24 protein-coding genes, 2 pseudogenes and 1 riboswitch are annotated in these 25,530 nt (G+C 61.2%); of the genes and pseudogenes, 8 read left to right on the top strand and 18 right to left on the bottom strand.

The genetic code is table 11. The features are described from left to right. The 7 genes and pseudogenes from ABEA12_RS06650 to ABEA12_RS06620 all read right to left on the bottom strand — a co-directional run. Positions 1-180: pseudogene (locus ABEA12_RS06650) on the bottom strand (serine hydroxymethyltransferase); the annotation flags it as partial. Beyond that, positions 177-557, bottom strand: coding sequence for a glycine cleavage system protein GcvH (gcvH, locus tag ABEA12_RS06645; RefSeq protein WP_210099814.1), 381 nt, complete (start codon positions 555-557; stop codon positions 177-179). The pseudogene ABEA12_RS06650 and the gene gcvH, both read right to left, overlap by 4 nt. 87 nt (positions 558-644) lie before the next feature. Then, complete coding sequence (gene gcvT, locus ABEA12_RS06640) at positions 645-1,757, bottom strand: glycine cleavage system aminomethyltransferase GcvT (protein ID WP_210099813.1); 1,113 nt, start codon at positions 1,755-1,757, stop codon at positions 645-647. A gap of 39 nt (positions 1,758-1,796) precedes the next feature. Continuing rightward, complete coding sequence (gcvP, locus tag ABEA12_RS06635) at positions 1,797-4,634, bottom strand: aminomethyl-transferring glycine dehydrogenase (protein WP_210099812.1); 2,838 nt, start codon at positions 4,632-4,634, stop codon at positions 1,797-1,799. Positions 4,635-4,815: 181 nt separating this feature from the next. Next, positions 4,816-4,916: riboswitch (glycine riboswitch) on the bottom strand. 98 nt (positions 4,917-5,014) lie between these two features. Further along, on the bottom strand, positions 5,015-5,605 hold the full coding sequence (locus ABEA12_RS06630) for a hypothetical protein (protein WP_210099811.1): 591 nt from the start codon (positions 5,603-5,605) through the stop codon (positions 5,015-5,017). Between the two features lie 120 nt (positions 5,606-5,725). Beyond that, positions 5,726-6,463 carry a VIT1/CCC1 transporter family protein gene (locus ABEA12_RS06625; RefSeq protein WP_345467092.1) on the bottom strand — a complete coding sequence of 246 codons (738 nt, stop codon included), beginning with the start codon at positions 6,461-6,463 and terminating at the stop codon, positions 5,726-5,728. A 69-nt stretch (positions 6,464-6,532) separates the two neighbouring features. Beyond that, positions 6,533-7,309 (bottom strand): SGNH/GDSL hydrolase family protein, encoded by a 777-nt coding sequence (locus ABEA12_RS06620; protein ID WP_210099810.1) that lies wholly within the window; start codon positions 7,307-7,309, stop codon positions 6,533-6,535. Between the two features lie 120 nt (positions 7,310-7,429). On the opposite strand from ABEA12_RS06620, the gene ABEA12_RS06615 reads away from it, so the two are divergent. Continuing rightward, on the top strand, positions 7,430-7,702 hold the full coding sequence (locus ABEA12_RS06615) for a hypothetical protein (protein ID WP_210099809.1): 273 nt from the start codon (positions 7,430-7,432) through the stop codon (positions 7,700-7,702). A 299-nt stretch (positions 7,703-8,001) separates the two neighbouring features. After that, positions 8,002-8,613, top strand: coding sequence for a GrpB family protein (locus tag ABEA12_RS06610; protein ID WP_210099808.1), 612 nt, complete (start codon positions 8,002-8,004; stop codon positions 8,611-8,613). A 124-nt stretch (positions 8,614-8,737) separates the two neighbouring features. Here the strand turns inward: ABEA12_RS06610 and ABEA12_RS06605 are convergent, their stop codons facing one another. Further along, the gene (locus ABEA12_RS06605) at positions 8,738-8,944 is read right to left on the bottom strand and encodes a hypothetical protein (protein WP_345467088.1); all 207 of its coding nucleotides are present in this window, start codon (positions 8,942-8,944) and stop codon (positions 8,738-8,740) included. A gap of 354 nt (positions 8,945-9,298) precedes the next feature. On the opposite strand from ABEA12_RS06605, the gene ABEA12_RS06600 reads away from it, so the two are divergent. The 5 genes from ABEA12_RS06600 (at position 9,299) to ABEA12_RS06580 (ending at position 13,224) form a co-directional block, all read left to right on the top strand. Then, on the top strand, positions 9,299-9,892 hold the full coding sequence (locus tag ABEA12_RS06600) for an RNA polymerase sigma factor (RefSeq protein ID WP_210099806.1): 594 nt from the start codon (positions 9,299-9,301) through the stop codon (positions 9,890-9,892). Next, positions 9,889-10,515, top strand: a complete 627-nt coding sequence (locus ABEA12_RS06595; RefSeq protein WP_210099805.1) for a hypothetical protein — start codon at positions 9,889-9,891, stop codon at positions 10,513-10,515. Before ABEA12_RS06600 ends, ABEA12_RS06595 begins: the two co-directional genes overlap by 4 nt. Positions 10,516-10,877: 362 nt before the next feature. After that, entirely contained in the window at positions 10,878-11,384 is a 507-nt protein-coding gene (locus tag ABEA12_RS06590; protein WP_210099804.1) for a hypothetical protein, read from the top strand. Between the two features lie 616 nt (positions 11,385-12,000). Beyond that, complete coding sequence (locus ABEA12_RS06585; protein WP_210099803.1) at positions 12,001-12,507, top strand: GNAT family N-acetyltransferase; 507 nt, start codon at positions 12,001-12,003, stop codon at positions 12,505-12,507. A gap of 234 nt (positions 12,508-12,741) precedes the next feature. Beyond that, positions 12,742-13,224, top strand: coding sequence for a DUF3093 family protein (locus ABEA12_RS06580; protein ID WP_210099802.1), 483 nt, complete (start codon positions 12,742-12,744; stop codon positions 13,222-13,224). Between the two features lie 224 nt (positions 13,225-13,448). Here ABEA12_RS06580 and ABEA12_RS06575 read toward each other — a convergent pair whose 3' ends face one another. Continuing rightward, on the bottom strand, positions 13,449-13,910 hold the full coding sequence (locus ABEA12_RS06575) for a hypothetical protein (protein ID WP_345467082.1): 462 nt from the start codon (positions 13,908-13,910) through the stop codon (positions 13,449-13,451). Positions 13,911-14,548: 638 nt separating this feature from the next. On the opposite strand from ABEA12_RS06575, the gene ABEA12_RS06570 reads away from it, so the two are divergent. After that, positions 14,549-15,283, top strand: a complete 735-nt coding sequence (locus tag ABEA12_RS06570; protein WP_210099800.1) for a hypothetical protein — start codon at positions 14,549-14,551, stop codon at positions 15,281-15,283. A gap of 258 nt (positions 15,284-15,541) precedes the next feature. On the opposite strand, the gene ABEA12_RS06565 is transcribed toward ABEA12_RS06570, so the two are convergent. The 9 genes and pseudogenes from ABEA12_RS06565 to ABEA12_RS06525 form a co-directional block, all read right to left on the bottom strand. Next, the gene (locus tag ABEA12_RS06565) at positions 15,542-16,648 is read right to left on the bottom strand and encodes an AAA family ATPase (RefSeq protein WP_210099799.1); all 1,107 of its coding nucleotides are present in this window, start codon (positions 16,646-16,648) and stop codon (positions 15,542-15,544) included. Positions 16,649-17,151: 503 nt separating this feature from the next. Beyond that, a pseudogene (locus ABEA12_RS06560) lies at positions 17,152-17,734 on the bottom strand (vitamin K epoxide reductase family protein). Positions 17,735-17,821: 87 nt separating this feature from the next. Beyond that, on the bottom strand, positions 17,822-18,514 hold the full coding sequence (locus tag ABEA12_RS06555; RefSeq protein WP_210099798.1) for a DsbA family protein: 693 nt from the start codon (positions 18,512-18,514) through the stop codon (positions 17,822-17,824). A 44-nt stretch (positions 18,515-18,558) separates the two neighbouring features. Further along, a complete protein-coding gene (locus tag ABEA12_RS06550) occupies positions 18,559-20,532 on the bottom strand; it encodes a heavy metal translocating P-type ATPase (protein ID WP_210099797.1) in 1,974 nt (657 codons plus the stop codon). Continuing rightward, the gene (gene cmtR, locus ABEA12_RS06545; RefSeq protein WP_210099796.1) at positions 20,529-20,888 is read right to left on the bottom strand and encodes a Cd(II)/Pb(II)-sensing metalloregulatory transcriptional regulator CmtR; all 360 of its coding nucleotides are present in this window, start codon (positions 20,886-20,888) and stop codon (positions 20,529-20,531) included. The genes ABEA12_RS06550 and cmtR overlap by 4 nt, the downstream gene beginning before the upstream one ends. A gap of 227 nt (positions 20,889-21,115) precedes the next feature. Continuing rightward, positions 21,116-22,279, bottom strand: a complete 1,164-nt coding sequence (locus ABEA12_RS06540; RefSeq protein WP_210099795.1) for a serine hydrolase domain-containing protein — start codon at positions 22,277-22,279, stop codon at positions 21,116-21,118. 47 nt (positions 22,280-22,326) lie between these two features. Continuing rightward, complete coding sequence (locus ABEA12_RS06535; protein WP_210099794.1) at positions 22,327-23,301, bottom strand: RNase H family protein; 975 nt, start codon at positions 23,299-23,301, stop codon at positions 22,327-22,329. A 72-nt stretch (positions 23,302-23,373) separates the two neighbouring features. Next, positions 23,374-23,910, bottom strand: a complete 537-nt coding sequence (locus tag ABEA12_RS06530) for a GNAT family N-acetyltransferase (protein WP_210099793.1) — start codon at positions 23,908-23,910, stop codon at positions 23,374-23,376. Between the two features lie 603 nt (positions 23,911-24,513). Continuing rightward, positions 24,514-24,987 (bottom strand): universal stress protein, encoded by a 474-nt coding sequence (locus tag ABEA12_RS06525; protein WP_210099792.1) that lies wholly within the window; start codon positions 24,985-24,987, stop codon positions 24,514-24,516. Positions 24,988-25,530: the final 543 nt, after the last annotated feature.

The following is a 25,530-nucleotide window of genomic DNA, read 5'->3' as shown; positions in this document are numbered from 1 at the left end:
CAACACCGAACCCTGGGCCTGCATCACGGCAAGGGCCGTGTGGTTCTCCGAGGCGATCATCTCCAGGCCGCGCTGCTGGCGAGCCAGTTCCGCGTCGATACGCTCCGCGATCTCCGGATCAAGGGTCCCGATGTCCTGCGTTAGCGACGCAGGAGCAAGGGATTCATACACTGGGCTCACGCTACATCGCCGCCATTGGCCGAGGCGTAGTCCGCTGCCGAGAGCAACGGGCCTTCCTCGGAGACCTCGACGGTGAAGAGCCAGCCGGCGCCGTATGGATCCTCGTTCAGGATCGCCGGGTTGTCGATGGTCTCCTGGTTGACCTCCAGGATGGTGCCGGTGACCGGTGCGTACAGGTCCGAAACCGACTTGGTCGATTCGACCTCTCCGCAGGTCTCCCCGGCGGTGACGTTATCCCCTACCTCGGGCAAATCGACGTACACGACATCGCCCAGTGCGTCGGCCGCAACCTGGGTGATGCCGACCTTGGTCGGGGTCGAGCTATCGACCCATTCGTGCTCGGCCGAGTAACGAAGGGAGGCAAGAACCTTGCTCATGGGGGTGTTTCCTCTCAAAGAATTTTTGGGTACTGAAGTTAGCCGGTCATCGGTGCTGGTCCCTTTCGGGCACCACCACCGACAACGTTACTTGGCTCGGGTATAGAACGGCAGTGCGACGACTTCGAAGGCCTCTGGCTTGCCGCGCAGGTCGACATCGAGCTTGGTGCCGACCTCTGTGAAGCCGGGCTCGACGTAAGCCAGCGCCACCGGGTAGCCCAGCGACGGGGAGGGCTGTCCGGAGGTGACGACGCCAACTTGTGCGCCGTCACTGGATACCGGGTAGCCGCCGCGGCCGGCGCGACGCCCCAGGCCCTTGAGCCCCACGAGTACGCGCTTGGCGCCTTCGGCCTTGATGGCTTCCAGTGCCTTGCGCCCGGTGAAGTCTTCTTCCTTCTTGAAGGAGACGATTGGCCCAAGGTTGGCCTCGAAGGGGTTGCCTTCCTCGGAGAGCTCGTTGCCGTACAGCGGCATGCCGGCTTCCAGGCGCAGCGAGTCCCGGCAGGCCAGACCCGCGGGGACCAACCCGTGGTCGGCGCCGGCAGCCATCAGTGCGTCCCAGAGTGCCGGCGCCTGCTCGTTAGGCAGGTACAGCTCGAAGCCGTCCTCGCCGGTGTAGCCGGTGCGGGCCAGCAGCACATCGTGGCCAGCCACGGTGGCATCGTCGGCGGCGTAGTACTTCATGTCGCTGATCAGCGCCTTGGTCGAATCGTCCACCAAGGCGTGCAGGATGGCCACTGAGGCCGGGCCCTGAACCGCGATCAACGAGGTCTCGGGCGAGGCATCGGTGACGGTGGCATCAAAGCCCGCTGCCCGTTCGGCCAGGGCGGCGGCTACCGCCGCGGCGTTTCCCGCGTTGGGCACCACCAGGAACTTTTCATCCCCGCGGCGGTAGGTGATCAAGTCATCGATGATGCCGCCTGCTTCGTTGCAGATGACCGAGTACTTGGCCCGGCCCACGGCCATCACTGCCATGTTCCCGGCCAGCGCGGAGTTCAGGAATTTCGCCGCTTCGGGCCCTTCGACCCAGACCTCGCCCATGTGGGAAAGGTCGAACAGGCCTGCGGTGGCACGTACCGCCTTGTGCTCGGCCAGTTCCGAACCGTACTTCAGCGGCATGTCCCAGCCGCCAAAGTCGGTGAAGGAGGCACCGAGTTCGGCATGCTTGGCATGCAGGGAGGTTTTCTTCGGGTCGCTCATCAAGCTACCTTTCGCGAGGCAAAAAACGAGTATCTGGACTTAGTTTTCGAAGGCTTCCGGGGGCGGGCAGGAGCAGATCAGGTTCCTATCCCCGCCTGCGCCATCGACGCGTCCCACTGCCGGGAAGTACTTGTCAACGCGCAACGCGGATACCGGGAAGGCTGCCTGCTCGACGGTGTACTTGCGATCCCATGCGGTGTTGACCACTGCTGCCACGGTGTGGGGGGCATTACGCAGCGGGGATTCAGCGATCTCGAAGTCACCGGCAAGCACCTGCTCCATCTCACCGCGGATGGCGACCATGGCCTCGATGAAGCGTTCGATCTCACCCAGGTCCTCGGACTCGGTCGGCTCCACCATCAGGGTGCCGGAGACCGGGAAGGACAAGGTCGGTGCGTGGAAACCGAAGTCGATCAGGCGCTTGGCCACGTCCTCGGCGGTGACCCCGGTCTTGTTGGTCAACTCGCGCAAATCCAGAATGCACTCGTGGGCGACGAGGCCCTTGTTGCCGGTGTACAGGATCGGGAAGTGCTCGGTGAGCCTTGAAGCGATGTAGTTCGCGTTCAGGATCGCGATCTTGGAGGCTTGAGCCAGTCCCTCGCCGCCCATCATCGCGATGTAGGCCCAGGAGATCGGCAGCACGCCGGCGGAGCCGAACATGGTAGAGACCACCGGGACGCCGTCGCGCATCGAGTAGGTGCCCGAGGCATCCCCGGGAAGGAACGGCACCAGGTGCTCGGCAACGCCGATCGGACCCACGCCCGGTCCGCCGCCGCCGTGCGGGATGCAGAAGGTCTTGTGCAGGTTCAGGTGGCTGACGTCCCCGCCGAACTTGCCCGGCTGTGCCAGTCCGACGATCGCGTTCATGTTGGCGCCGTCAATGTAGACCTGGCCTCCGGCGGCGTGCACCTTGTCGCAGACCTCGCGCACATCGGCGTCGTAGACACCGTGCGTGGAGGGGTAGGTGATCATGATCGCCGAGAGGGTGTCCTTGTTGGCCTCGATCTTTGCATCGAGGTCACCGGCATCAATGGATCCGTCCGCCGCGGTCTTCACCACGATGACCCGCATGCCGGCTAGCACTGCCGAGGCGGCGTTGGTGCCGTGTGCGGAGGCGGGGATCAGGCAGAGGTCGCGCTGGTCATCGCCGTTGGAGCGGTGGTAGTCGCGGATCGCCAGCAGGCCGGCGTACTCGCCCTGCGAACCGGCGTTGGGCTGGATAGAGACACCGGCGTACCCGGTGATCTCGGTCAGCCGGGCTTCCAGGTCGGTGATCAATTCGCGCCAGCCGGCGGTCTGGTGTGCCGGGGCGTAGGGGTGGATGGAGGCGAACTCGGGCCAGGAGATGGATTCCATCTCGGCGGCGGAGTTCAGCTTCATGGTGCACGAGCCCAGCGGGATCATGGTGCGGTCCAACGCCAGGTCGCGGTCCGAGAGGCGGCGCAGGTAGCGCATCATCTGGGTCTCGGACTTGATGGTGTTGAAGATCGGGTGGCTCAGGTAGTCGCTGGTGCGCTTCAGTTCCGAGGGCAGTTCGAAGCCCTTGGCGCCAAGTTCGGCTCCCTTGATGCCGAAGATGCCGGCGATCGTCGCGACGTGGGCGCTGGTAGTGGCCTCGTCGGTGGAGATGCCCACGGTGGTGGCATCTACGCGCCGCAGGTTGATGCCCGCGTCCTCGGCCTTGATGATGATCGTCTCGGCGTCGGCGACCTTGACCTGGACGGTGTCGAAGAACGCGTCGGTGACCAGTTCCATCCCGGCACCGCTCAGTGCGGTGGCGATGGTGCGTGCGTGGTTGTGGGTGCGCACCGCGATGCGCTTCAGGCCGGCCGGGCCGTGGTAGACCGCGTACATCGAGGCGGTGATCGCCAGCAACGCCTGGGCGGTGCAGATGTTCGAGGTGGCCTTCTCGCGGCGGATGTGCTGTTCGCGGGTCTGCAGTGCCAGGCGGTAGGCCGGGGTTCCGGCGTCGTCCTTGGACACGCCGACCAGTCGGCCGGGCAATGAACGCTCGAGACCCTTGCGCACCGAGATGTAGGCGGCGTGCGGACCACCGAAGAACAACGGGACGCCGAAGCGCTGGGTGTTGCCTACGGCGATGTCCGCACCCTGCTCGCCGGGAGCGGTGATCATGGTCAGTGCCAGGATGTCTGCGGCGACGGTGACCATTGCACCGCGCTCCTTGGCGGCGGCGATGACCGCGGTGTGGTCCACCAGGGCACCGTTGTTCCCTGGCTGCTGCAGCACGATGCCGGAGATTTCTCCCTCGGGCAGGCCGGAAGAGAGGTCTGCGACCTCGATCTCGAAGTCCAGGGCATCTGCGCGGCCCTTGACCACGGCGATGGTCTGCGGGAAGAGGTTGGAGTCAAGCACCGTCTTGGCGGTGGCCTTGGCCTTGTTGGAGCGGCGCATCAGCAGCACGGCCTCGGCGACGGCTGAGGCTTCATCAAGCAACGAGGCGTTGGCGATCGGCAGGGCGGTGAGGTCCATGACCATGGTCTGGAAGTTCAGCAGTGCCTCGAGGCGGCCCTGGGAGATCTCGGGCTGGTACGGGGTGTAAGCGGTGTACCAGGCCGGGTTCTCAAGGATGTTGCGCAGGATCACCGGCGGGGTGTGGGTGTCGGAGAAGCCTTGGCCGATCATCTGGGTCTTCATCACGTTCTTGTTCGCCAGCAGGCGCAGGTCCGCAAGGATCTCTGCTTCGGTGCGGCCTTCGGGAAGATCAAGCGGATCGGACATGCGGATGTCGGCGGGGACCGCCATGTTGACGAATTCGTCGAGAGAGGAATAGCCAAGCTGGGCCAGCATGGTGTCGATGTCGTTGCCCTGCGGGCCAATGTGGCGGGCGACGAACTCAGCGGACGGGGTCAATGTCATGGGGAACTCCATTGGGTCATCGGCGTGCTGCCACACCGAACGAGCTGCAAGTTCCTCCCCGACCCTGTTGCTGTGACCTGAGAGTTTCCGCTACGCGCCGGCCTTATAGAGGTCGGCACGTGCTTGCACCTTCGGTGAGCAGCACCGCCAATCAGGCGATATTGCTTCTTTCCAGAGTTGCCTCTTCGCGGCGGTACGGGGGCCTGAGAGTTTCCCGGGGAGGAATTGCTCCTACGGCGCCCGACCAACTTACGTTGAACGGGACTCTCCCGCCGCATGTCAGTGGCTGTGCGCTCTCACGAGGCACGCCTCCCATCCTACCGGCGATGCGTGAGGCAAACAACACCGACTTCCCGCCGACGGCCGTGGCCGCCGAATCCCTAGTCGTCCTCCCCCGGTGCGATGTCACAATCCGCCCTGGCCTCGAACTCTCCGACCGCCTCGGTCCGGTACGGGATTCCCCACTGGTTCCGGTACCTAACACGGATCGTGTCAAGGGAGGACGCCTGGTCCGGGTCCACCGGCACGATCACCAGGATCACCGATTCCGCCGGTTCGTCGCCTAGGTCTGCTGGCAGGCTGACCCGTTGCTTCCACGCCCACCCCTCCGTTGAGAGGTCATCGTTCATCGGATAGTTGTAATAGCCGGTCTCGGTGCTGCTGCGTTGGACCCCGGTCCCGAGAAGCTCGAAGTTCACCGGATTGATCATCGTCATGGATTCCACTACGAGGTACTGCCCGGGCTTCAGGATAATCCGTGGCATGACCAAGGTTCCCGGGGAGGAATACGCAAATGCGTTGCCCCTGCAGGTGAGGCCGTTCGCTCCGTGGGCACCGCTGACCGGGTCCAGCACCCGGTATCCGGCCCACCCCGTGGTGGCCAGCACCACCACGAATGCGCCAATGGCGGCAGGTGCGTGCCAGCGCCTGCGGGCATTGCCGCCGGGTGGCTGGGTGTCGGTTTCCTCCATGGGCCCTGACCCTCCCAAGATCGGTGCCAAAAGCAGGTGCACCGTGGATGTATGGGCTGATCCTATCCCGGGTCGCGGGGTCCCGCCTCTGGCAGCGCACCCGGTTAGGCCACAGGACCGCTAAACGATCCCTGAACTTCCGAGCCAGGAACCGATCGCGAACGTGAGCGCAAGCGCCGCCGCACCTCCGATAAGTACACGCACCGTCGGGCGGAGCATCGGGGCCCCGCCAAGCCTTGCGCCCAGTGCGCCGGTTGCACCCAGTGCGAGCATGACGGCGATGAAGGTCACCGGGATCTTCAGCGGTCCGGGCAAGAACACTGCCGTGGCAAAGGGCAGCGCAGCGCCCACCGTAAAGGCAACCGCCGAAGCGGAGGCCGCATGCCACGGACTCAGCACCTCGTCTTCGTCGAGCTGCAGCTCGACGTCCAGGTGCGCTGCCAGTGCATCGTGCTCGGTCAGCTCCCGGGCCACCAGCGCCGCGGTTTCCGGACTCAACCCCTTGGCCTGGTAGAGACCGGTGAGTTCGGCTAACTCCTCGGCAGGCATTTCCGCCAGTTCACGGCGTTCCTTCTCGATGAGCGCCTTCTGCGAGTCCGACGAGCTTGACACCGAGACATACTCTCCCAGCGCCATGGAAACGGCACCGCCGATCAACGCGGCCGCCCCGGCGATGAGAACCGGCGAGGTCTCGGAGGTGGCACCGGCAACGCCAACAACCACGGCGGCAACCGAAACGATCCCGTCATTGGCTCCCAGCACCCCGGCGCGCAACCAGTTCAGCTTCGCGGCTATTCCTTGGTTGTGCGGCTCGTGATCGTGTTGTCCTGGCTGCTTTTGTTGCTCGTCCATGGTCATTAGCAAAGCATCCTGGCCGGCGCTAGGCCGGCACCGACGCGCACTCTTGGCCTCGGCGACGGCAGGGGTTTATGGGTTTTGTGCCGCCTCGAGCGACACATAGTGTGGGAAGCGGGCGCTGAGATCATCTCCGGACGAGGTCCCGGTGAGCCGGCGCTTGACCCACGGCATGAGGTGTTCCTTGGCCCAGGCTGCGTCCTCGCGCAGCTTCTGGCTGCGCGAGACCTGGGCCTCGGCGGGAAGTTCGGGCACCTTGATGCGGGTCTGGTGTTCGAGCACCTCGAGCACCTTTGAGGCCATCAAGGTGTGTCCGGCGGAGTTCATGTGCAGGCGGTCGCTGGACCAGTAGCGCCAGTCTTGGAATTCGCGCCATCTCCAGTAGTCGGCAACCGTTGCCCCTGCCTCGTCAGCAATCTCGCGCACCGCCTCGTTGTAGATCGCGGTGCGCCCCCGGGTGCTGGAAAAGATCCCGGACCCGCCCGTGTCGAATCCAGTGAACAGCAGCAACGTCGCCCCGGTGTCGGCGAGCGCGAGCGCCATCTTGCGGTAGCCAACCATCAACGTGTCGATGTCTATCCTAGGTCGCAGGATGTCGTTGGCCCCCATATACAAGGTGGCAAGCGTCGGTTTGAGCTCTAGCGCTGGCGAAAGTTGTTGGGAGACTACCTGGCCGGTCTTCTTGCCCCTGATTGCCAGGTTCGCATACCCCCAGCCGGGGTCGGCGCACAGCTGCTCGGCCACACGGTCGGCCCAGCCACGCACCTGGTTGGGGCGCGCAACATCCACGTCACCCATGCCCTCGGTGAAAGAGTCGCCCAATGCCAGAAACCGATTCGAGAATTCCACGGCTCCAGCCTAGCCGCACCCGGGGCTCTCTGCAGCCTGGCCCACGCATGGCCTGGGTTCACGGGTTGCACAGTGCGGCCACACAGCGTGCGCCTAGCCAAGGCGCGCACGCTGGAAAATATGAAGACCACACAACGCCGCGCAACCCACCACGCCACCGCGCGCACCACCAGGAAGGTCATCGACCACGGAGCCGAACCCGCCAGTTCACCCCAACCCGCAGCCGAAACGGCTCCGGTCACCGATCCTGTCCTGCCTGTGGGTCCGAACACTTACGAGGTGCGCCTTGACATCGTGTCCACTCTCCAATCCACAGACCCCGCCCAGATCCCCTGGCTAGCCGAGATCCGCGGGCAACAGAACCTTAACGACACCTTTTCCGAAGTCATCTAGGTTTGGGCTACCCGGGGTGTCTTGCGAATAGCAAAATTTCCGGCGTTGGCGTCAGACAATAGATCGGCTATCCCTGCGCGAGGGCGAGTTCATCGGCCCCAGCTATCGGGGCACTGTTCCGTATTTGGGGCCTTATCCGGAATGACAAGCGGACGGGGCAAACGAAACAGTCGACACTCAACATCTCCAACGGAGCAGGTCAGAGTCGATGCTGTCCAGTCACGGACCGGCTTACGGGACTGTGACACCAGGCGGGTGTTGACGATCTCAGATGCGGAGCAGGTCAGAGATAATAGGACATGCCACTCCCACACGACATCGTAAAATTTCACGAGCCGCCCGTTCCCGAAGGCCAATCACCCTACGTTCCTGGCGCCGGGCCATCGCTGCAACTCGAGATAGCCGAATGGAATGACGCGTGGCCGGGGCAGTTCCAATTGCTCGCCCAGAAGATCGAGGAGGCTCTGGGCTGGCGTGCGTTGGTCATCGAACATGTTGGTTCGACTTCCGTTCCGGACCTTCCAGCGAAACCTATTATCGACATTGATCTGATCGTTGCAGACCCAAATGATGAGGCAGCATACGTTCCTGCCCTTGAGCGTGCAGGTTTCGAACTCAGGGTTCGGGAACCTTGGTGGTTTGGTCATCGTGTCCTGCGCTACTCGGAGCCAGCCTGCCATCTACATGTTTTCGGTTATGACAGTCCCGAGGTCATTAAGCATCGAATCTTCCGCGACTGGCTTCGCACTAACACTGACGATCGTGTTTTGTACGCAGATACCAAGCGTGAAGCGGCAGCTTTATCACGGGCCGCTGGCGAGCACTCCATGCAGTACAACGCACGCAAGGAAATTGTCATCAAAAAGATCTACCGTCGGGCGTTCATCGCCACGGGCCTACTCAAAGACTAAGAAATTCACGATGGGCCACGCAGTCCCGTATGAGGTGCCGCCCACGAGCATAGGTTCGCAGTGCAGACGACTTTGGACAACCAGTGCAGTCGCTTTCGGAAGAACGATACTTCCGGAGACGTTCTTACCCGTTGGTACCTGCCGCCGAGATAAACGGTTTGCAATATCGGGCTCCCGCTGTAAAAGCCAAGAAGAGGACTCCCAACGCTCCCATGATCCAGATGTTGCCCTGACCGTCCGAACTGAACAGTAACGGGACCAGCAGCATCAGCACTGCACCGGACAATCCCATCCCTATGATGCACGCCACCATCAATGAGCTCTTCTTCATCACGTCTCCTTACTCTCGCCACTTGCGAAGTAGCCTGAAAGCCACTTTCGAGGCACCAATGACCCCAGCGTAGGCAGCAATTGGGGAGTCATTCAAGGAGCTGCGTGTAATCCGTCTCGTGGGCGTTCGGTGCTATTGATCAGGACGAACCGCTCAATCGCGTCCTGCAGTTCTTGATCGGTGTCCGCGAGGGGTTCCCGTTTCGGTGAACGGGTCCAGGATTTCCTTGCTGCGATCTAAGAATGCCAGCGCACGACTACACGTCCACCGAGCATTAGTTGACAGCTGACAATCCGGTGGAGCCCGTTCACTTGCATACGTGAACCTTTTTGAGCGTGGTGGACACTACTAGTTATGAACCAATCAAGTGAGAGCGACCAAGACCTGTGGGACGGCTGCGCCGCCGGACGGGCCAACGCATTCGGCGTCCTCTTTGATCGGCACGCCGATTCCGTGTTCCGCTTTTGTCTCAGCGCCTGCGGTTCCTGGCACGACGCAGAAGAACTAGTCTCCATTGCTTTCATGGAGGCCTGGCGAAAACGGGGAACCATCCACCTCCAGCACGACTCACTTTTGCCTTGGCTCTTGGGAGTTGCAGCGAAGGCCAACCTCAACCGGAACCGGACCAGCAGGCGACATCGGGCACTGCTTGAAAAATTGCCTCGGGATGAAGCCACGACGGCCTTTGAAACCGATTCGGCAGCGCGGCTCGACGCCGAGGAATTCTCCAACGATCTCCTCGACGGTGCCGCACTCAGCAAAGAGGAACGCTCCGCGGTCGTGTTGTGCCTGATGTATGACTTCACTTATGCCGATGCGTCCAGTGCCCTCAAGGTCCCTGTAGGAACGATCCGATCCAGGCTGAACCGAGCAAAGAAGAAGCTTCGCGCTACCGCCGGCACACCCGAGCACAACCTGAGTCTCTCACCAGAATCGAGCCTGCTATGAAAACCGAACCGCGCTTCTCCGCCGCCCGTCGCGCTCAAACCCGTTTTGCTTTGGTCGATGAAATCTCCAGCGCCCAAACCACAAAACCCAAACACCGCAAACCCATTGTTCTGTCCGCTGCAGGGGCACTGGTCTTTGCCGTAACCGGTTCCGCCTATTACATCGCCAGCAAACCCGTTGAGGACAAACGAGAAATCCACTGCTACTACAACGCAGATCTTAAAGCCTCACAGAACGTTCCCGGTAAGGCGCAGGGGGATCCCGGTTATCTGCTTGGGCCTTTCATGGCCACGGGGTATGAGGTCAAGCCTGGCGAGTCAGATCAAGTCGATGACGCTATAGCCCTATGCGGTCAATATTGGGATATGGGGATGATGGACCCAGAGGGCATCACCAGCCATCTTGTCCCTGAAGGCTTCACCCAACCACTTCCTGCACAGCCTGGCAGCGGTACCCACACCGATGAAAACGGCCAGCCCTTCACCCCCGCCGAAGAAACCGGGATTGGCCCCGGTCACTATGTACCGGAGCTGAATTCTTGCGTCGTGGACGACACAGTGGCGGTCATTCCCGGAGACGAGAATGTATGTGCAAAGCTTCAGATCCCTTCCCTCCAAAAGTGAACCGATAATCCGAGCGGGGCACTGTCGGTCAGGCTCACTAGAATTCAACCCAGCCTTGGAGAAGCGGTGAAACTGCCTGTGGCGTACGAGCGATGTCCCGCAGAACGTTCCTCTCCGGAACGTCAGTGCCACAAAGTCCCAGAACCTCGGTTTCGAGCCCAGCGGAACCGAATGCCGACCGTCTTACGGGACGGTTTCAGACGACTGGTCAAAGATCCTCACTTTGAACGAAATGATCCATCATTCCATTCTGGAATGAGTTCCGGCAGCATCCATTTGGTTAATGTGATTTAGTAGTGATTTAGCCGACAGGCATCCGTAAAATTCAGTGTTAATGTGTTTGCGGCGGTGGAGGAGAAAAGATGAGTGAAGGTTCGTTTGAGGCCCTGCGGTCGTTGATGGCCGCTGCGCGCTCCAGTCGACACCACCGTGAGTTTTCCGCGGTGGTGGAGATCGTGGAAGCCGAGGGGAAACCGGAAAAAGGCAAGGTTGCGGTTGACCACCAAAGCGGTTCGTGGGAGTTCGTGGCGTCGGGTAATCGAAAGTTCTTCTATACGCGCGAAGAGGGAAACTGCTTCCGCCACAGGGGGCAAACTGAGCGAGGGGGAAACGACCCCTTCAAGAGACATCGGGCCGTCGAGCTGTTCTTTCCTCTGGAGATGCCGATATGGGGCGCGGAATGGGATCTGTACCGACTTGAATCAATCAGGGATTACGGCGATGTCATCCGGGTGGATCTGGTGGATCAGGAGTCCGAAGACATCACCGCCCATGCGATATTCGACAAGGAGGCAGGGATTTTCATCGAATTTTCTGCTTATTGGGAAAAACGCACGGTGACGGAGCTGTTGTACGGTCCCCAGCGGTGAACGTTTCTTGGGAATTGTCCCAGTAGCCGTTCCACTCCGGAACACTAGCGCTATAAAGCCTTGAAGCCTGGATTTTGAGTCAAGTGGCCCCACCTGTCGACCCGCAATCGGAACGCTTAAAAACGATAGTGCTTGTGCCATGAACCGCCAAGGAATGTTCCCCCAAACATTAGATCTTCATACCGCCAATCACTAGACAAGAGATATCCGTTTCCGCAGATTCGAACTGCTGAACCAATTTCAGCAAACGATGTTTTCGGCTGCTCCTCCGCGACCAGCCTTCTCAAGAAATTCAACTGCGAGTAGGTAGGCTAATCTGATGAATCCCCTGGAACCAAACGCATACGAGATAATCCTTTACGTCGTCGGCGCCACCTTCGTGATACTCCTTCTCTGGGTACTCATCAAGGTTGGTAAATATGTTTCTAAGCGTTCAAAGATGCCGGAGACGATTTCGTCGAGCACAACGGATGAAGAATCCGACGCATAGTCGTTCCCTGTTGCGGTTCCCCAAGTGGAAATGGGGTCCCCATGTAGCTTTTTTGATTCTCCGGATAGCCGCCTTCGAAGGACCGCAGAGTGTCGATCCTTCTGGAATGTTCGATATCCTTCCACCATGATCGAGCTTCCAGCCCCACCGTCTCTAGCAACCCCATCCACACAAGTCCAGACGTCATACCTGATCGGCGAGCAGGCCGACATGCTGCACCGGGGATCTAATACGGAATGGCTTCGAGCAGCGAGTCTGGATTTTGATAGTTATGTCGAGGAACGAGTGGGCGTACGAGAACGCTGGGGCGTTCCGTCCGAGCTGTTCTGGTTTACTTCCCATGAGTACTACATCGGTTCTCTGGTCATTCGTCACACCCTGACCGAAGACGAAGGGGGTGGCCACATTGGCTACCACGTCGTCTACCCGTGGCAACGCCAAGGACACGCAAGCCAGATGCTCCGGTCCGCACTGGTGAAGTGCAGAGCGCTTGCCATCGACCGAGCTCTCCTCACCGTCGCGCCGGACAACCTTGCATCACTCAGCGTGGTGCGACGAAACGGCGGGGTCCCCGATGGGACTAACCACGAAGGTGATATCCGTTTCTGGATAGATACATCAGTCGCCAATTGATCGTGGCGCCCGATGGATCCTGCTTGAAGGCTGTTGCCGAGTTTAACCTGGTGGCTCCCTCGCTGAAGGTTCCTCACGTGGGGCAATCCAGGCTAGCCACTGCCGGACGCCCTGCCACAGTACTACTCCGCATCCGGCGTCAACGCTTTGGGCCAAGTCAGCACGCAACGATAGGGTTCTTCTTGTGAGCCTGGCGGCTTCAAAGCCGCCGCCAATCACCAGGAGAGAAACGCAATGACACACCAGACAGAGGCTGCGAACCTTAGATTCGAGGAACGCTTGCCCGGTTGGCAGCGTTGGACCGGTGCCCTCATCTTGGCCATCCTTGCGGTTATTCTCGTCGTCGTAGCTGCCATCGAATCACTTTGGGGATTCTATCTAGTTGCTGTGTCACTAATCCTTGCCGCCGCGTGGTGCTGGAGACTGGCACAGATCACGGTGGTAGTTGATGATCGAGCGGTTACTCTTACCGGTCCTGCTTGGAAACGGGTCATACCACGACAGGACGTGCATGAGGTTTCAGTTGCACCGGATAACGGCATGAACCTTGGCTTGGTGAACTGGCCCGTCACGACGCATGAGCACGGTTCCCTCACGAGAGTGAACATGGGCGGATCCGCCGCCGTGACCTTCTCGGATTCCGATGGCCACCGCTACCAGTTCGTGTTGTCCAACCGAGGAGATGCCGAGCTAATTGCGGAAGCGATCGCTGGCTAGTGCCCGCTTCACCATACGGAACGAACCATCAAGCATAGCGACGCCTTCCTTTATTTAGAGCAGCCCCGCAGAGCGTTCCACAGTGAGCATGCACGAACGCGTGCGGTGGGTTCCTGACATTTCGGGACGCGGTGGTTTTGTGGTCTCCCAGCCGGACCCATCGATGGCCCGACGCTGTTGCGTCCCCCGGGTTCGGTAAACCTTGGAAGCGGCACGATGATGGCCTAGAGCGCGTTGTGGACCACTGAGTCCTGCTTATCCAAAAAGCGCAAAATCCCTTTGAGCACCACCAGCCCAATGACGAAGCACACGAGAATGAAGACAGCTCCCACGACCAGACCTCCTGAGAGCTCCACCCCCATGATCCAAACCACGAAGAACGCCGGGAGGATCCCACCGATGGCTGCGCCTACGCCGCCGACCATCGCTTGCCGGTTCCCCCATGCTGCTGGCCGATTCCGGTCGAGGATGGACAGCGCGATAAACGAACCTGCTCCGGGGAAGAGTCCCAGAAACATCCCGCACACAGTGCCGTAAATAATAGGCATCGCTGCGTAACCCGCGGGGCCTCCCCAACCGGTGAATGCATCGGGATCGCCTGAACTGGCGAGGATATCGAACAGCACCAAAAGCCCGCCGCCAAGACCTCCCATGATGGCTCCTGCAAACAAGGCCAAAATGAGCATGGGGATGAACAACGTGGACGGTCTATGCGCAGGGACAGGAGTCATAAGCAAAGACTATGCATCATTTCAAGGCATTCCTGCATCAGCTTCAACAGGCGCGCCATCACTGGGGCATGTCGGTCAGAAACACGTCCAAGCTCGCGTATTGTGCCCCAGTTGCCTCAGCATGGGAAGAGTATGGAATCCCACCGCTCAAAGCATCCCGCTGAGCGTTCCTCAATCGGGTTCCTGGCAATTCGTGGGTTACCGCTTCTGGCCTGTTGCGGAACACTGCTGATATTCTGGGGCTGTGGCTGTGCTAGCCGGTAGGGGTGACAGAAGTGGTCTTCCGCCAAAGCGGTAAGAGAAAGGCTGGAAGTAGACCCCATGTGACCGCCACACCTTCCCGCTGCGGGCACGGAAGTGCCGTACAGGTGACCACCGATATTTATACGGTCGCATTTTGCAGTCTGACAAAACGTTATGGGAATGCAGCGTGTTCGCTGCGGTGCTCCGGCTCAGCCGGACGCCAACATGAAAAGAAAGGGCCCATCGTGACGACGGGCCCTTCAACACTTTCTATGCACCACGCTGCCTAATCGAATGGCGAACCATTGAACAGAGGACCGATCCCGTAGTGCACCTGTAGTCTACTACTCATGCCTGAAGGATTGCCACACGCCACTATTCCCACGCCAGATCAGGCCGTTGCATGGCTATCGCAACACCGGTACGACAAGTATCTGGCTACGGCGTCCGGTGACCACTTGTTGGCCTTGGAAATCTACGCATGGAACTCTGAACTATCGGCAGCGATCCTCCGTGACCTTGCCCATTTGGAGGTCGCGGTTCGCAACGCCCTTGACGCCGAGTTGGCACCTGCTTTTCCCGATTGGGCAACACAATCAGCACCTGTTTGGTTGCGCCTGGAAAACGGAACACAGCGAGTACGCCTCCGACAGCAGAGGCTAAACAACGACGGGTTGAAGCTGCTTCATAGCGCTCAACGCGATATCGGTGCCGCAGCTACCCACGGGATGGTCATGGCCAGACTGTCATTCAGCTTTTGGCAATTCCTGATCACACCAAGGGCACGAGAAAGTACACTCTGGACTCCTTATCTGCACAAGGCATTTCCACGCGGAACAGCCCGGGCCGATGTCGCAAAGTTTCTGGAGTCCGCGGTCAGCCTACGAAACCGACTGGCCCACCTCGAACCTGTCGCCAGCGCCTCAACCAGCGTCACGAGCCGTCTGGCGGATATGAATTCTCTTTTCATGCTCGTTTCACCAGAAGTTCATGACTGGATCACGGAGATCAGCGACGTTACCGAAATCATCAACCACGCGCCCGTCACCGGACTGATATCCACGAGCATCACGCAAACCCCATAGAACGGGCGGACAAATACTGTTCAGCGTGAAAGTTCCATCGCGCCCGCAGATTCCAGTTGCGCCAGTGGCAAACATTGGTTGCTGTCCCGTTCAAGGTTCCGCTAACGACACAGCGATACTTCATCGAGTACTAAAGCCCGCAATCTTCGGAATAAGCACCCATCGTGGGTCTGAACTGAGGCCTAAACCTGGGGCTTTTCGTGCTTCTCCCGAGAGGGCAAAGGGCGGTTGTGATTGATTACTTGCAGCTTTTCAGCATCAAATCCCGGCGATATACTCACGCAGACCCGGAATGGCGAAGTCAAGCAGTCCACGGCCTGCGGATTGTACGAGCCCAGCGTCGATGAGCCGGGCTCGGTAGTTGCCGATGGTATTTTTTGCGTCTCCGAGGCGCCTGCCGATATCAGCCGTGTTCGAGGGCCCATCATCTTCTGACATTGCCTGTAAAAACTCGATATCCTTGGGCGATGCCGTGGCCAATGCCGCAGCTAGGACTACACGAGTGTTTTTCCGGTGGGCGGCAGCTAAAGCCATATCAACGCCTGCTGCTGTCAGTGGGCTTTCTTTGGACTCCGCTATCTGCCACAAATGGTACCCCACCAATTGTATGAGGAATGGGTAGCCTCCGGTTGATTCGGCTGCTTTCCGAATGAGTTTCGGCGAAATTGGGTGTTCTAGGCATGCAAACGTTTCTAGGTAAGAGTCCTCGACCTCGCGTATTGCCGCGGCATGCAAGTCGATTCGGTCGGCTCTGCGGAGGAATGTTGCGACGCCCTCATTGAGCAGATCGGAGACGGCGGCGGGCAGGCCTGCAAACAATAGAGCAATTGGCAGTCCTTGGCGGATAAAGTGCTGAACGAAGGCGGCCAGTTGCTCAAGCTCATCGCGGTTGGCGCTGTGAATCTCGTCCAGGGTGATAACCAACCCGGTGCGCTTCTCATCCAGCAGTTGCAACAGTTGTTCTCCCAGTTGCCTCCATCCCAATTGCTGCGCCGGAGGCAACTGAGTGGTGATCGAGAAGCCTGCGGCTCCGATGCCCGTAATTCGACGGACTTTCGGCCCTTCTCCCAGCTCTTCAGCCGCTGAACGCATGGCTTCACCGATTCGACCCAAGAAACCTGCCGTTGCAGTCTCCGAGACCACCAGCCATCCTTGGGCACGCCCGATATCTTCAGCCTCTCCGAGCATGACGGTCTTGCCGATACCGCGGGCTCCTGTGAAAATAGTGAGCAAGCCAGGGGCCCCGGATCGGATCTGCAGACCGTAGGAGAACTCGTCCAGCAGTCCGGTTCGACCGATGAGCTGTGGTGGCTCGGCTCCTGCCGTGGGACGGAAAGGATTCTGAGTTATTTGCTGACTGGTCACGACTTCTCCTGTGAGTAGCTGTGTACTCAGTGTACTCCTGTGTACCTGGTAAATGAGGGTGTACTGATCGGCGCTGTCGGTGAGCTTTGTTGAATAACCCGAGAGGAGACTCCGAAACGGATGGAACGATCATTTGGGAGATCGAGTCAGAGGCCTCCAGAACTGTCGGCTAAATCCGAGTGAGTGCTCATCTTTGATTACACGGGTCAATTTCGCATGTCAGCTGTCCCGCAGAGGTTTCCTCTCCCAAACGCTAACGCCACAAAGCCTTGGAGCCTTGGTTTTGAGCCCAACAGCCTCAGTAGCGGACCTTCTTACGGGACACTCCAAACCCATATCCGGAAGACCCTCTTGCGGGATGATGAAGCTCATCCATTGCGTGCATCACAACGATAGATGGCGCACTCTCCACGGGGGTTAGTGGCCGATGAGCAGGAGATTTGGACCACAGGAAACTCGAGAGCTCTCGATGCCTCCGGCGAGGTCCCCGCGGGAAAGGGCGTCTAGCCGCCGGTGAACGCTGGGAAGAAGCGCAGGAACGCGGATGCGGCGAGCAACGTAGGCGATAGCCACGAGCGTGCCCGCCCAGTCGGCGGCGAAGCTCACCACGGCCCTGGGAGCGGGAATGACGCCGTAGACGAGGTTGCGGACCGTGAGCAGGGTAAACAACGGGATCATTGCCGCCCACACCACCATGCAATACAGGCACAGTATGTAGATCTCGAACAGGGCCTGGCTCCAAAGCCAGACCACAAACACCATTCCCAGGCTCACCCCCACCTGCAGCCCGATCCAGTACCAGTACCCCGGGGCGGCCCCGGAGAGCACCACCATGGCGGTGGCCAGCACGACGGTAAACGCGACAATCCCGATCAACGGGTTGGGGAAGCCGAATAGTTCTGACTGCCAGGTGCCCATGACCCGCCCACAGGAAACCCACGGGTTCACGTCACAGCTGGTCACATGGCCCGGATCCCCATACAGGGCCAGGCGCTCCAGAACGAGGACGGCTGAGGCAACCCAGGCCACCAACCCGGTGGCCAACAGCACGAGGCCGAAATTGCGCGGGCGGGCGAACAAGGGCATCCGGATCGCTGGGTCCCGGGGGCCGGCTATGAGTTTAGTGGTGGCCGGTGCGCGCATGGCGTCTTCTACCGGATCTGGAGACCACGATTAGTTGGCGGCCGTCGCTGCGACGGCATCCTTGAACTGTTCCAGGCTCTGCACATTGAGTATCTTTCCGTCGAGGAAAAACGTCGGGGTTCCGGTGACGCCCAGGGCCTTCCCGTCGGCGATGTCCAGCTTCACGCGTTCCTCTGTGGAAGGGTCGGCGACGACGGCGTCGTAGACCGCCACATCCAGTCCCAGGTCTTCGGCGTAGGTGCGGAAAAGGGCACTCTTGTTGTCGGCCGATTCACCCCACTGGACCTGGGTGTCAAACATCTTCTTGTACATGTCCTCGTAGGCGTCCTGCTGGGCTGCGGCTTCCACGGCCACGGCGGCGTTCATGGAGTTCATGTGTCCGGGCAGCGGGAAGTATCGCTGGACGAAGGTGACGGTCTGGGAGTACTCGGCGCGCAGTTCCTCGATGAACGGGTATGCCGCACTGCAGGCCTCGCACTCGAAGTCCAGGAACTCCACCAGGACCGCCTTCTCGTCCGGCGCCTGCGAAAGCACCCGGCTGTTCTCCCGCACGAGTTGCCCTTCCATGCCGGCCTCGGTGGCAGCGGGATCCGCTGCCGGGGAATTGTTCTGTGCGACGAAATAGCCGATGACGGCCGCGACAATAGCGATCGCCAGCAGGATCCAGACAACGATCTTGGGTTTCTTCGGGGCGCGGGTGGTTGAGGGGGCGGGGCTGTTCATGTGGCGTTCCATTCGGTGTCTTGCGTCCCGGCGGGCCGGGCAGGCTAGGAGATGGGGGCGGGGTGGTCGCTAGGAGGAGATGCTTGCATGCTCGTTGAGTGCATCTTTGGCTGGGGCGACTGGTTGTTTTTGGTTCGCGCGGCACGCAGGCCGTTGAGGATCACGATGACCTCGGCGGCCTCGTGGATCAGGACGACGGCTGCCAAGCCCAGGACGCCGGTGATGGCCAGGGGCGGCAAGACGGCGATGATCAGTAGTGAAAGCACGATGTTTTGGTTCATGATTCGTCGGCCCTGCCGGGCATGGGCGATGGCTTGGGGGATCAGGCGCAGGTCGTGGCCGGTGAAGGCGATGTCGGCGGATTCGATTGCGGCATCGGAGCCGGTGGCCCCCATGGCAATCCCGATATCCGCGGCAGCCAGGGCCGGGGCATCATTGATGCCGTCTCCGATCATCGCCGTGGGCGTTATCGCGTTCAGTTCGCGGATGGCTTTCGCTTTGTCTTCGGGGCGTAGCTCCGCACGGACGTCCTCGATGCCGGCCTGGGAGGCGAGAGTGCGCGCGGTGCGGTCGTTGTCTCCGGTGAGCATGGTGATGCCGATGCCTCGGGCGGTGAGGGTCCGCACCACGTCGGGGACCTCGGGTCGCAGTTCGTCGCGCACGCCGATAGCGCCGACCGCTGCACCTTCGCGGTGGACGATGACCGCGCTCATGCCCAGTGTCTCCAAGCGGTGCACCGCCTCGGCCAGATCCCCGGCGTCGAACCGACGTGGGCTGCCGACGCCGATCACGGCTCCGTCAACGGTGCCATGTATGCCGTGCCCGGCTTCCTCGGTGATGCCGGTGGCGGCAACCGTTCCCGGGGCTGCTTGGGTGATGGCAACAGCCAGCGGGTGGGTGCTGTGTTGTTCTAGGGCTGCGGCCCACGCTAAGACCTGGTGCTTGCTGGTTCCCTCGACGGCTATCACATCGGTGACGGTGGGCTGGTTGCGTGTCAGCGTGCCGGTCTTGTCGACTGCGAGGTGGCCAATGGCCCCAAACCGTTCGAAGGCCGCACCGCTTTTGATGATGACGCCGAACTTGCTGGCCGATCCGATCGCCGAGACGACGGTGATCGGCACCGCGATGGCCAAGGCGCACGGGGAGGCAGCGACCAAGACGATCAGGGCGCGGGTGATCCATAGTTCCGGGTCGCCCAGCAGCGATCCGATCAGTGCGACAAGTGCGGCAAGGATCAACACTCCGGGCACCAGCGGGCGGGCGATGCGGTCGGCCAGGCGGGCGCGTTCGCCCTTTTCTGCCTGTGCCTGTTCAACCAGATGCACGATGGCGGTCAGGGAGTTGTCGATGCCCGCCGCGGTGGTTTCAATTTCCAGGACACCGGAGGTGTTGATCGCCCCGGCTGAGACTTCGTCTCCCGCCTCGACCTCGACGGGAATCGATTCACCGGTGATCGCGGAAGTATCCAGGGCGCTGCGTCCGGTGCGGATGATGCCGTCGGTGGCGATTCGATCCCCAGGTTTGATAAGCATCAGCTGGCCGATGGTGAGGTCCCTGGCCTGGATTGGGGTGGCGTTGCCACTGACGAGGATGGTGCCGGTTTCGGGGACGAGTTTGAGCAGGGCCCGCAGGCCGTTGCGGGCACGGTCCATGGCCTTGTCTTCCAGGGCCTCGGCGATCGAATAGAGGAACGCGAGGGCGGCGGCTTCCTCGACGTATCCGAGGATGACGGCGCCGGTGGCGCTCATAGTCATCAGCAGCGCGATGCCAAGCTTGCCCTTGATCAGCTTGCGAATCGCACCGGGAACGAACGTCGAGGCACCAAGCAGCAAACCAGCCCAGAAAATCACGAGCGCAGGAACCTCGGCGCCGGACCACTGAGTGATCAAACCGGCCACGAATGCGACACCGGAGACGAGCGGGATCATAATCCCACGGTCACTCCACCACGGAGCATTGGCCCCGGGCTCAGTTTTCTGCACCTTCGGCTCATCATGCGAGCAACATGCATCATTCATGCGCGTGCCTCGCTCTCACAGCAACCCGGTACCGGGCATCCTTGGTCCAGGCATTCGGCGCTCCCATCAACGGCCAAGGTCACATCGATCAATGCTGTGAGGGCGCTGGCTAGGTGCGGGTCGGTGATTTCATAGCGGGTCTGGCGTCCCTCCACTTCCCCCACCACGATGCCGCAATCACGTAGGCAGGCCAAGTGGTTGGAAACGTTGGAACGGCTCAACCCCAGATCGCGGGATAGTTCGGCCGGGTAGCCCGGCCCCTCCAGCAAGGTCATGAGGATGCGTGACCGGGTCGGGTCGGCCATCGCGCGGCCGATCCTGTTCATCACATCGAGTCGAGTCGCAATAGTCAGCATGCAATGACTATACAGCTAACGCTGAACTATAAAAATTGAATATTTCGTCACCGGCCTCGAAGAGGTCCCGATTAAGGCAGGTGGCTCGCTGCGCATATGAACACCGCACCAGTGGGCGTTCCCAGGCGGACACCCTTATGGCGGCTTCCACGCAGCGACCGCAATTCAGGGATGACCAATCTACTGTCCTAAACTAACGTCGGAAACTTACTTTTCACGGGCCACCTCTACCCAGCGAGCAGCGCCTTGCGTGCCAGCACGCTGATGTCCCTGCCGTGCGAACCGGTGCCATTGGCCTCGGGCCGGGCAGGGACGTAGCCCAGCGCCAACGAATGGGCCGGGTCCGCGTAGCCCAGTGCCCCGTTGGCCCCGTCGTGGCCAAAGGCCCGTGCCGACCCGAAATCGTTTCCTGTGTGCGCCTTCATGAACCCGATACCGAAGGCCCCCGGGTATCCGTTGGAGCGATCCAGCCCGAAGACCCGGTCCCTGCTCATCACGGCAATCGCCTCGGAAGAGAGCAGCGGTGCATGCGACTGCCCGGCTTCGTCGACGAACCCGGTGGTTGCCACCGCATACAGCTTCGCCAGGCCGCGGGCATTGGCGACCCCGCCGATCGAGGCCAGGCCGGCCTCCCTGATGGCACGCACGTTGGGCACATCCATCACCTCGAAGCTGCGTCCCTCCGGGCCATCGAACCCGCCGGTCGAATTCATGGCGAGGCCCATCGGTGAGAATGGGTCGATGAACGGGGCCGCGTCTCCCCCTGGGCCCTTGAGCACCGGGCGGAAACGCCGTTCCTGTGATTCAGGAAGGCCCAGGTAGAAGTCAATATCGTGCGGTGCGCGGATGCGGTGCTCGAAGATCTCCTGCAAGGACTCCTGCGCGCAGCGGCGGGCGAGTTCCTCCATGAAGACCCCCATGGTCAGCGCGTGGTAGCAATGGGTGCCCGGCGCCGTCCACAGCGGAGGCGTTGCCGCCAGGATGGTGGCGGCCAGACGCGAGTCCACGAGCTCCTCTTGGGTGAATCCGCCTTCGACTCCGGGCAGTCCCGCTTGGTGGCTGAGCAGCTGGGCAACGGTGATCGCCGATTTGCCGGCGGCTGCGAACTCGGGCCAGTACAGCGCCACGGGTGCCTCGAGGTCAAGCAGCCCTTGTTGGACCAGCAACGCCATCACGATCGCTCCCGCCCCCTTGGAACAGGAGAAGACCCCGGTCATCGACTCCGGAGTGCAGTCCGGGCCTACGCTCATGTCCAACACCAGGTTTCTCTCCTGGTAGATGGCCAGCTGGCCCGAATACCCGGGATCTTCCTCCGCGAATGAAGCCATCAGCTCCGCCACGGGGGCGAATCTCGAATCAAGGACGTCTGTGTGGTTGCTCTGTGTGCTCACCCATCCACACTACCCATCCAAGGTTGCAAGGTGGGTGCCAAAATGCTTCAGAATGCCGGGGTTTCCTGCCTGTAGCGCAGCAACCAACGTCCCCCGACCAGCTGCCAGAACGAGGAGCACAGGATCTTTTGGTCCCCGGCCAGCAAACGGTAGGCAAGCTGCACATGGTGTTCGCCCCAGGGCGTGGCGGCCAGTACCTGCAACGCCCCGCCGGCGGGCAACGCATGGCCGGCATTGAGCGCGGCAATGATGGTGGAGCGGTCGGTCAGCGTCCCGTCGCGGCTGATTTCCTGGAACTCGGGGTGCAGGAACGCCAAGACCTCTTCGAGGTCCTCACGGACCGCTTCGGAGAGCAGTTCCGCCTCCAGCTCGAAGACCATGTGCACGTCGGCGGCTCCGCGCGTGGAGGGGTCGGTCGACTTACGTGCTCCTGGTGCGGGGGCGGGAGCGACGGGTTGTGCAGTTGCCGGGCCCTGATGGTCCTCGAAGACCATCGAATCGTGCCCGTCCGGCGCGGCAACCTCGTGGTTGGCGATGCGCTCGGCGGTGCTTGGTGTTCCCCCGAGTCCGGGACCGGCATCGGGTTCGCGTCCTGCTTGGAAGGCAGTCGCCGCGGCGCGGGCCCGCACGTCGGCAGCCTCGTTCAGCTCGTGGCCGGCGTGGCCCTTGACCCATTCGAAGCGGTACTTGCGGTCCTTTATCGCAGCATCCATGTCCTTGAACAAATCGAGGTTCAGCACGGGCTTGCCGTCGGACTTCTTCCAGCCCTTTTTCTTCCAGCCTGGCATCCACTTGGTCACCGAGTCGATCACGTACTTCGAGTCGCAAAGGATATGCAGTTCTTCCTCGGGCAGGTGCGCGGTGGATCGAAACAGGTCAAGCACTGCCATCAGCTCGCCCATGTTGTTGGTTCCGTGAGCCCAGCCCCCGGCCCGCCATTGCTCATCGTCGATGTACCAGGCCCATCCTGCGGGTCCTGGGTTTCCGAGTGCTGATCCGTCTGCGGCTGCGGTGATCGTCATGGATTCAATCCTGCCACGGCCCTACCGACAGCTTTGCATCCCGACCATGGCGTGGGCATGCCCGTCGTCTGCTTATCCGACAGGGACCGAGGTCGCAAAGAGCAGCGAATCACGCGCCTGCCCGTCTATGCGCTTGTGTCCATGTAAGTAGTCCACCTGCTGCAGGTCGGACTTTTCAAGCACGCGTACCGAGCCGGCGTTCTCCGGGCGGCAGGTCGCCAGTACACGGGTAAACCCCAGGGCGCTGCTGGCGCTTTGAACCAGCGCCGAGGCGGACTCCATGGCAAAACCCCGGCCCCAGGATTCCACGCGCAGCACGTAGCCGATTTCCACGTCCCCCGGTGCCTGAAGCAGCTCCGATTCCCCGCCCATCAACGCAATGGAACCGATCACCACCCCGCCCATGGTGATGGCCAATGTCCAGGTATCCCGCGGTTCCACAAATTGCTCCGCCGTGCATCCATCCAAGAACGCGGCACTCTGCGCCCTGTTGTTCGGTCCCCATTCCACGAAAGAACACACCACCGGATCCGCGGCAAAGGCGTGCACCTGCTCCAGATCGCCCGTACAGTATTCGCGCAACACCAGGCGCTTGGTGCAAATCTCCATGGTGTCCACAGTTGCACGATGCCACAGTGCGGTTCGAGGAAAAGCGCGTGGGGCTCTTTGGAACCCGGTGACGAGGTGGGTCCCCACACCGGGTTCCAGCATTCGCAAGCCGGCCCTGTTCCGTGTCGATCCGTCCCACAAGTATCTGGACGGCGTTCGGGTCCAAATGGTCAACGGACGCGGCAGTGACAAGTCCGGCAGTCTTTTCGATCTTTTCCGGACGGTCGCATTCCCTACGCACCGCCCTCATTGTTGCGACCTGTGCAATACAGCTTGGCCCCCGCCTCGCCTGGAGCCATGGCGATTCCGCTTCCGGCACCGCGGGTGGCCCCTGCCACAACAGCGATCTTGGACTTCAACGCTCCATCCAGGGAACAGTGGCCGTGCTTCATCCAGCACGGTCACTGTTCCCTGGTGTCCCGGCCAAAAGCCGCGCGCCCGGATGGCACGAGCCAGGCCAATAGCTCCGCGGCCGTTGGGCACAGCTCAGCGGAGGGTGCCAGTGAACACCGGAGATCGACCAAGTGGTTGCTAGCCAACGGCGTCCACCGCCCCATGAATCCGCCGGTTGCTGTTGAGCGGAAAGGCAGGTGCCGGGGAGCGCTACTTGCTCTTGGACTTGGACTTTTCTTTGTCCTTCTCCTTGGACTTGACCTTGGTGGGCGGCACGACGGTGAAGGGGCACTTGGAATTCGCGGCACAGTGCTGACTCACGGAGCCCATGACCATCCTGGCAAAGGCCCCATGGCCGCGAGTTCCCAGCACCAGCATCTGGGCGGATCCGGAGGCCCCGATGAGGACCTCGGACGGATTGCCCCGCTTGACCTGCTGGTTCACACCCGCGTCGTCGCCGACGGTATCGCGCACCGTGTCAGCCAGCATTTTGCGGGCGGCTTCCTCGAGTTCCTGGCCGGTTGCACCGTGAATGATCACATATCCGTAGGTCGCCGGCATTTCCCACACCGCGATTGCCTCAACCGGGGCCTCGTACCGCCGCCCGAATTCGACCGCCCAGCGCAGGGCGTCCTTCGAGTTTTCGGATCCGTCGATACCCACTACTACTGGTTTTGTTGCCATGCTTTAGCCACCTCTTCCGGTGCGCCGTAAGCGCACCCTTGACAAGGAGCCCACCCCGAACTGCTCTGTCGGCGGCGATGCGAGTGCAATCGTCGCGCGAACGGGTCGAGACCCCAAAGCGGGGCAGGCCGAGGGATCCGGGGTCCGCTGTCATGACCGGACCACAACAACCACTCGCCGCCACTCTAACAGCGAGGGGAAAAGGCGTGGGGCCAACTCACCGATGGCACCGGACCGGGGCGATAAAGGGTCCGTTCCTGCGCCGAAACGGGACGCGGGACCCCCGCCAAGGCCATGGGACTATCCGGATCCCACCTGCGGACCTCCAGGTCAGGTCTCGCGGGGGACAGGTTCCGGGGCGGCGCCCGCTATCCACCCCCTCCGTTTCGAGCAGGACCCACGGCTTATGCTCGTGCCGCTTCGACCCGACCCGACACCTGTGCCTTCACGCGAGGGCCCCCGAGGCAAAAACTGGAGCAGTTTCCACTCAGGAGGAAATGGCCTTGTCAGGCAAGGGATTCCTCGCTTAGAGCTATAACAGCA

The organism is Paeniglutamicibacter antarcticus (genome assembly GCF_039544305.1).
Taxonomy (GTDB): Bacteria; Actinomycetota; Actinomycetes; order Actinomycetales; family Micrococcaceae; genus Paeniglutamicibacter; species Paeniglutamicibacter antarcticus_C.
This window is presented reverse-complemented; position numbering and strand designations above follow the sequence as displayed.

Excerpts from the sequence above, each read along its gene's own strand:
- ABEA12_RS06610 (WP_210099808.1), top strand. The coding sequence starts at position 8,002 with ATGCCACTCCCACACGACATCGTAAAATTTCACGAGCCGCCCGTTCCC.
- ABEA12_RS06605 (WP_345467088.1), bottom strand. The coding sequence starts at position 8,944 with ATGAAGAAGAGCTCATTGATGGTGGCGTGCATCATAGGGATGGGATTG.
- ABEA12_RS06600 (WP_210099806.1), top strand. The coding sequence starts at position 9,299 with ATGAACCAATCAAGTGAGAGCGACCAAGACCTGTGGGACGGCTGCGCC.
- ABEA12_RS06525 (WP_210099792.1), bottom strand. The coding sequence starts at position 24,987 with ATGGCAACAAAACCAGTAGTAGTGGGTATCGACGGATCCGAAAACTCG.
- ABEA12_RS06625 (WP_345467092.1), bottom strand. The coding sequence starts at position 6,463 with ATGACCATGGACGAGCAACAAAAGCAGCCAGGACAACACGATCACGAG.
- ABEA12_RS06590 (WP_210099804.1), top strand. The coding sequence starts at position 10,878 with ATGAGTGAAGGTTCGTTTGAGGCCCTGCGGTCGTTGATGGCCGCTGCG.
- ABEA12_RS06615 (WP_210099809.1), top strand. The coding sequence starts at position 7,430 with ATGAAGACCACACAACGCCGCGCAACCCACCACGCCACCGCGCGCACC.
- ABEA12_RS06555 (WP_210099798.1), bottom strand. The coding sequence starts at position 18,514 with ATGAACAGCCCCGCCCCCTCAACCACCCGCGCCCCGAAGAAACCCAAG.
- ABEA12_RS06535 (WP_210099794.1), bottom strand. The coding sequence starts at position 23,301 with ATGACGATCACCGCAGCCGCAGACGGATCAGCACTCGGAAACCCAGGA.
- ABEA12_RS06595 (WP_210099805.1), top strand. The coding sequence starts at position 9,889 with ATGAAAACCGAACCGCGCTTCTCCGCCGCCCGTCGCGCTCAAACCCGT.
- cmtR (WP_210099796.1), bottom strand. The coding sequence starts at position 20,888 with ATGCTGACTATTGCGACTCGACTCGATGTGATGAACAGGATCGGCCGC.
- gcvH (WP_210099814.1), bottom strand. The coding sequence starts at position 557 with ATGAGCAAGGTTCTTGCCTCCCTTCGTTACTCGGCCGAGCACGAATGG.
- ABEA12_RS06570 (WP_210099800.1), top strand. The coding sequence starts at position 14,549 with ATGCCTGAAGGATTGCCACACGCCACTATTCCCACGCCAGATCAGGCC.
- gcvT (WP_210099813.1), bottom strand. The coding sequence starts at position 1,757 with ATGAGCGACCCGAAGAAAACCTCCCTGCATGCCAAGCATGCCGAACTC.
- ABEA12_RS06530 (WP_210099793.1), bottom strand. The coding sequence starts at position 23,910 with ATGGAGATTTGCACCAAGCGCCTGGTGTTGCGCGAATACTGTACGGGC.
- ABEA12_RS06585 (WP_210099803.1), top strand. The coding sequence starts at position 12,001 with ATGATCGAGCTTCCAGCCCCACCGTCTCTAGCAACCCCATCCACACAA.
- ABEA12_RS06575 (WP_345467082.1), bottom strand. The coding sequence starts at position 13,910 with ATGCTCATTTTGGCCTTGTTTGCAGGAGCCATCATGGGAGGTCTTGGC.
- gcvP (WP_210099812.1), bottom strand. The coding sequence starts at position 4,634 with ATGACATTGACCCCGTCCGCTGAGTTCGTCGCCCGCCACATTGGCCCG.
- ABEA12_RS06580 (WP_210099802.1), top strand. The coding sequence starts at position 12,742 with ATGACACACCAGACAGAGGCTGCGAACCTTAGATTCGAGGAACGCTTG.
- ABEA12_RS06630 (WP_210099811.1), bottom strand. The coding sequence starts at position 5,605 with ATGGAGGAAACCGACACCCAGCCACCCGGCGGCAATGCCCGCAGGCGC.
- ABEA12_RS06550 (WP_210099797.1), bottom strand. The coding sequence starts at position 20,532 with ATGAATGATGCATGTTGCTCGCATGATGAGCCGAAGGTGCAGAAAACT.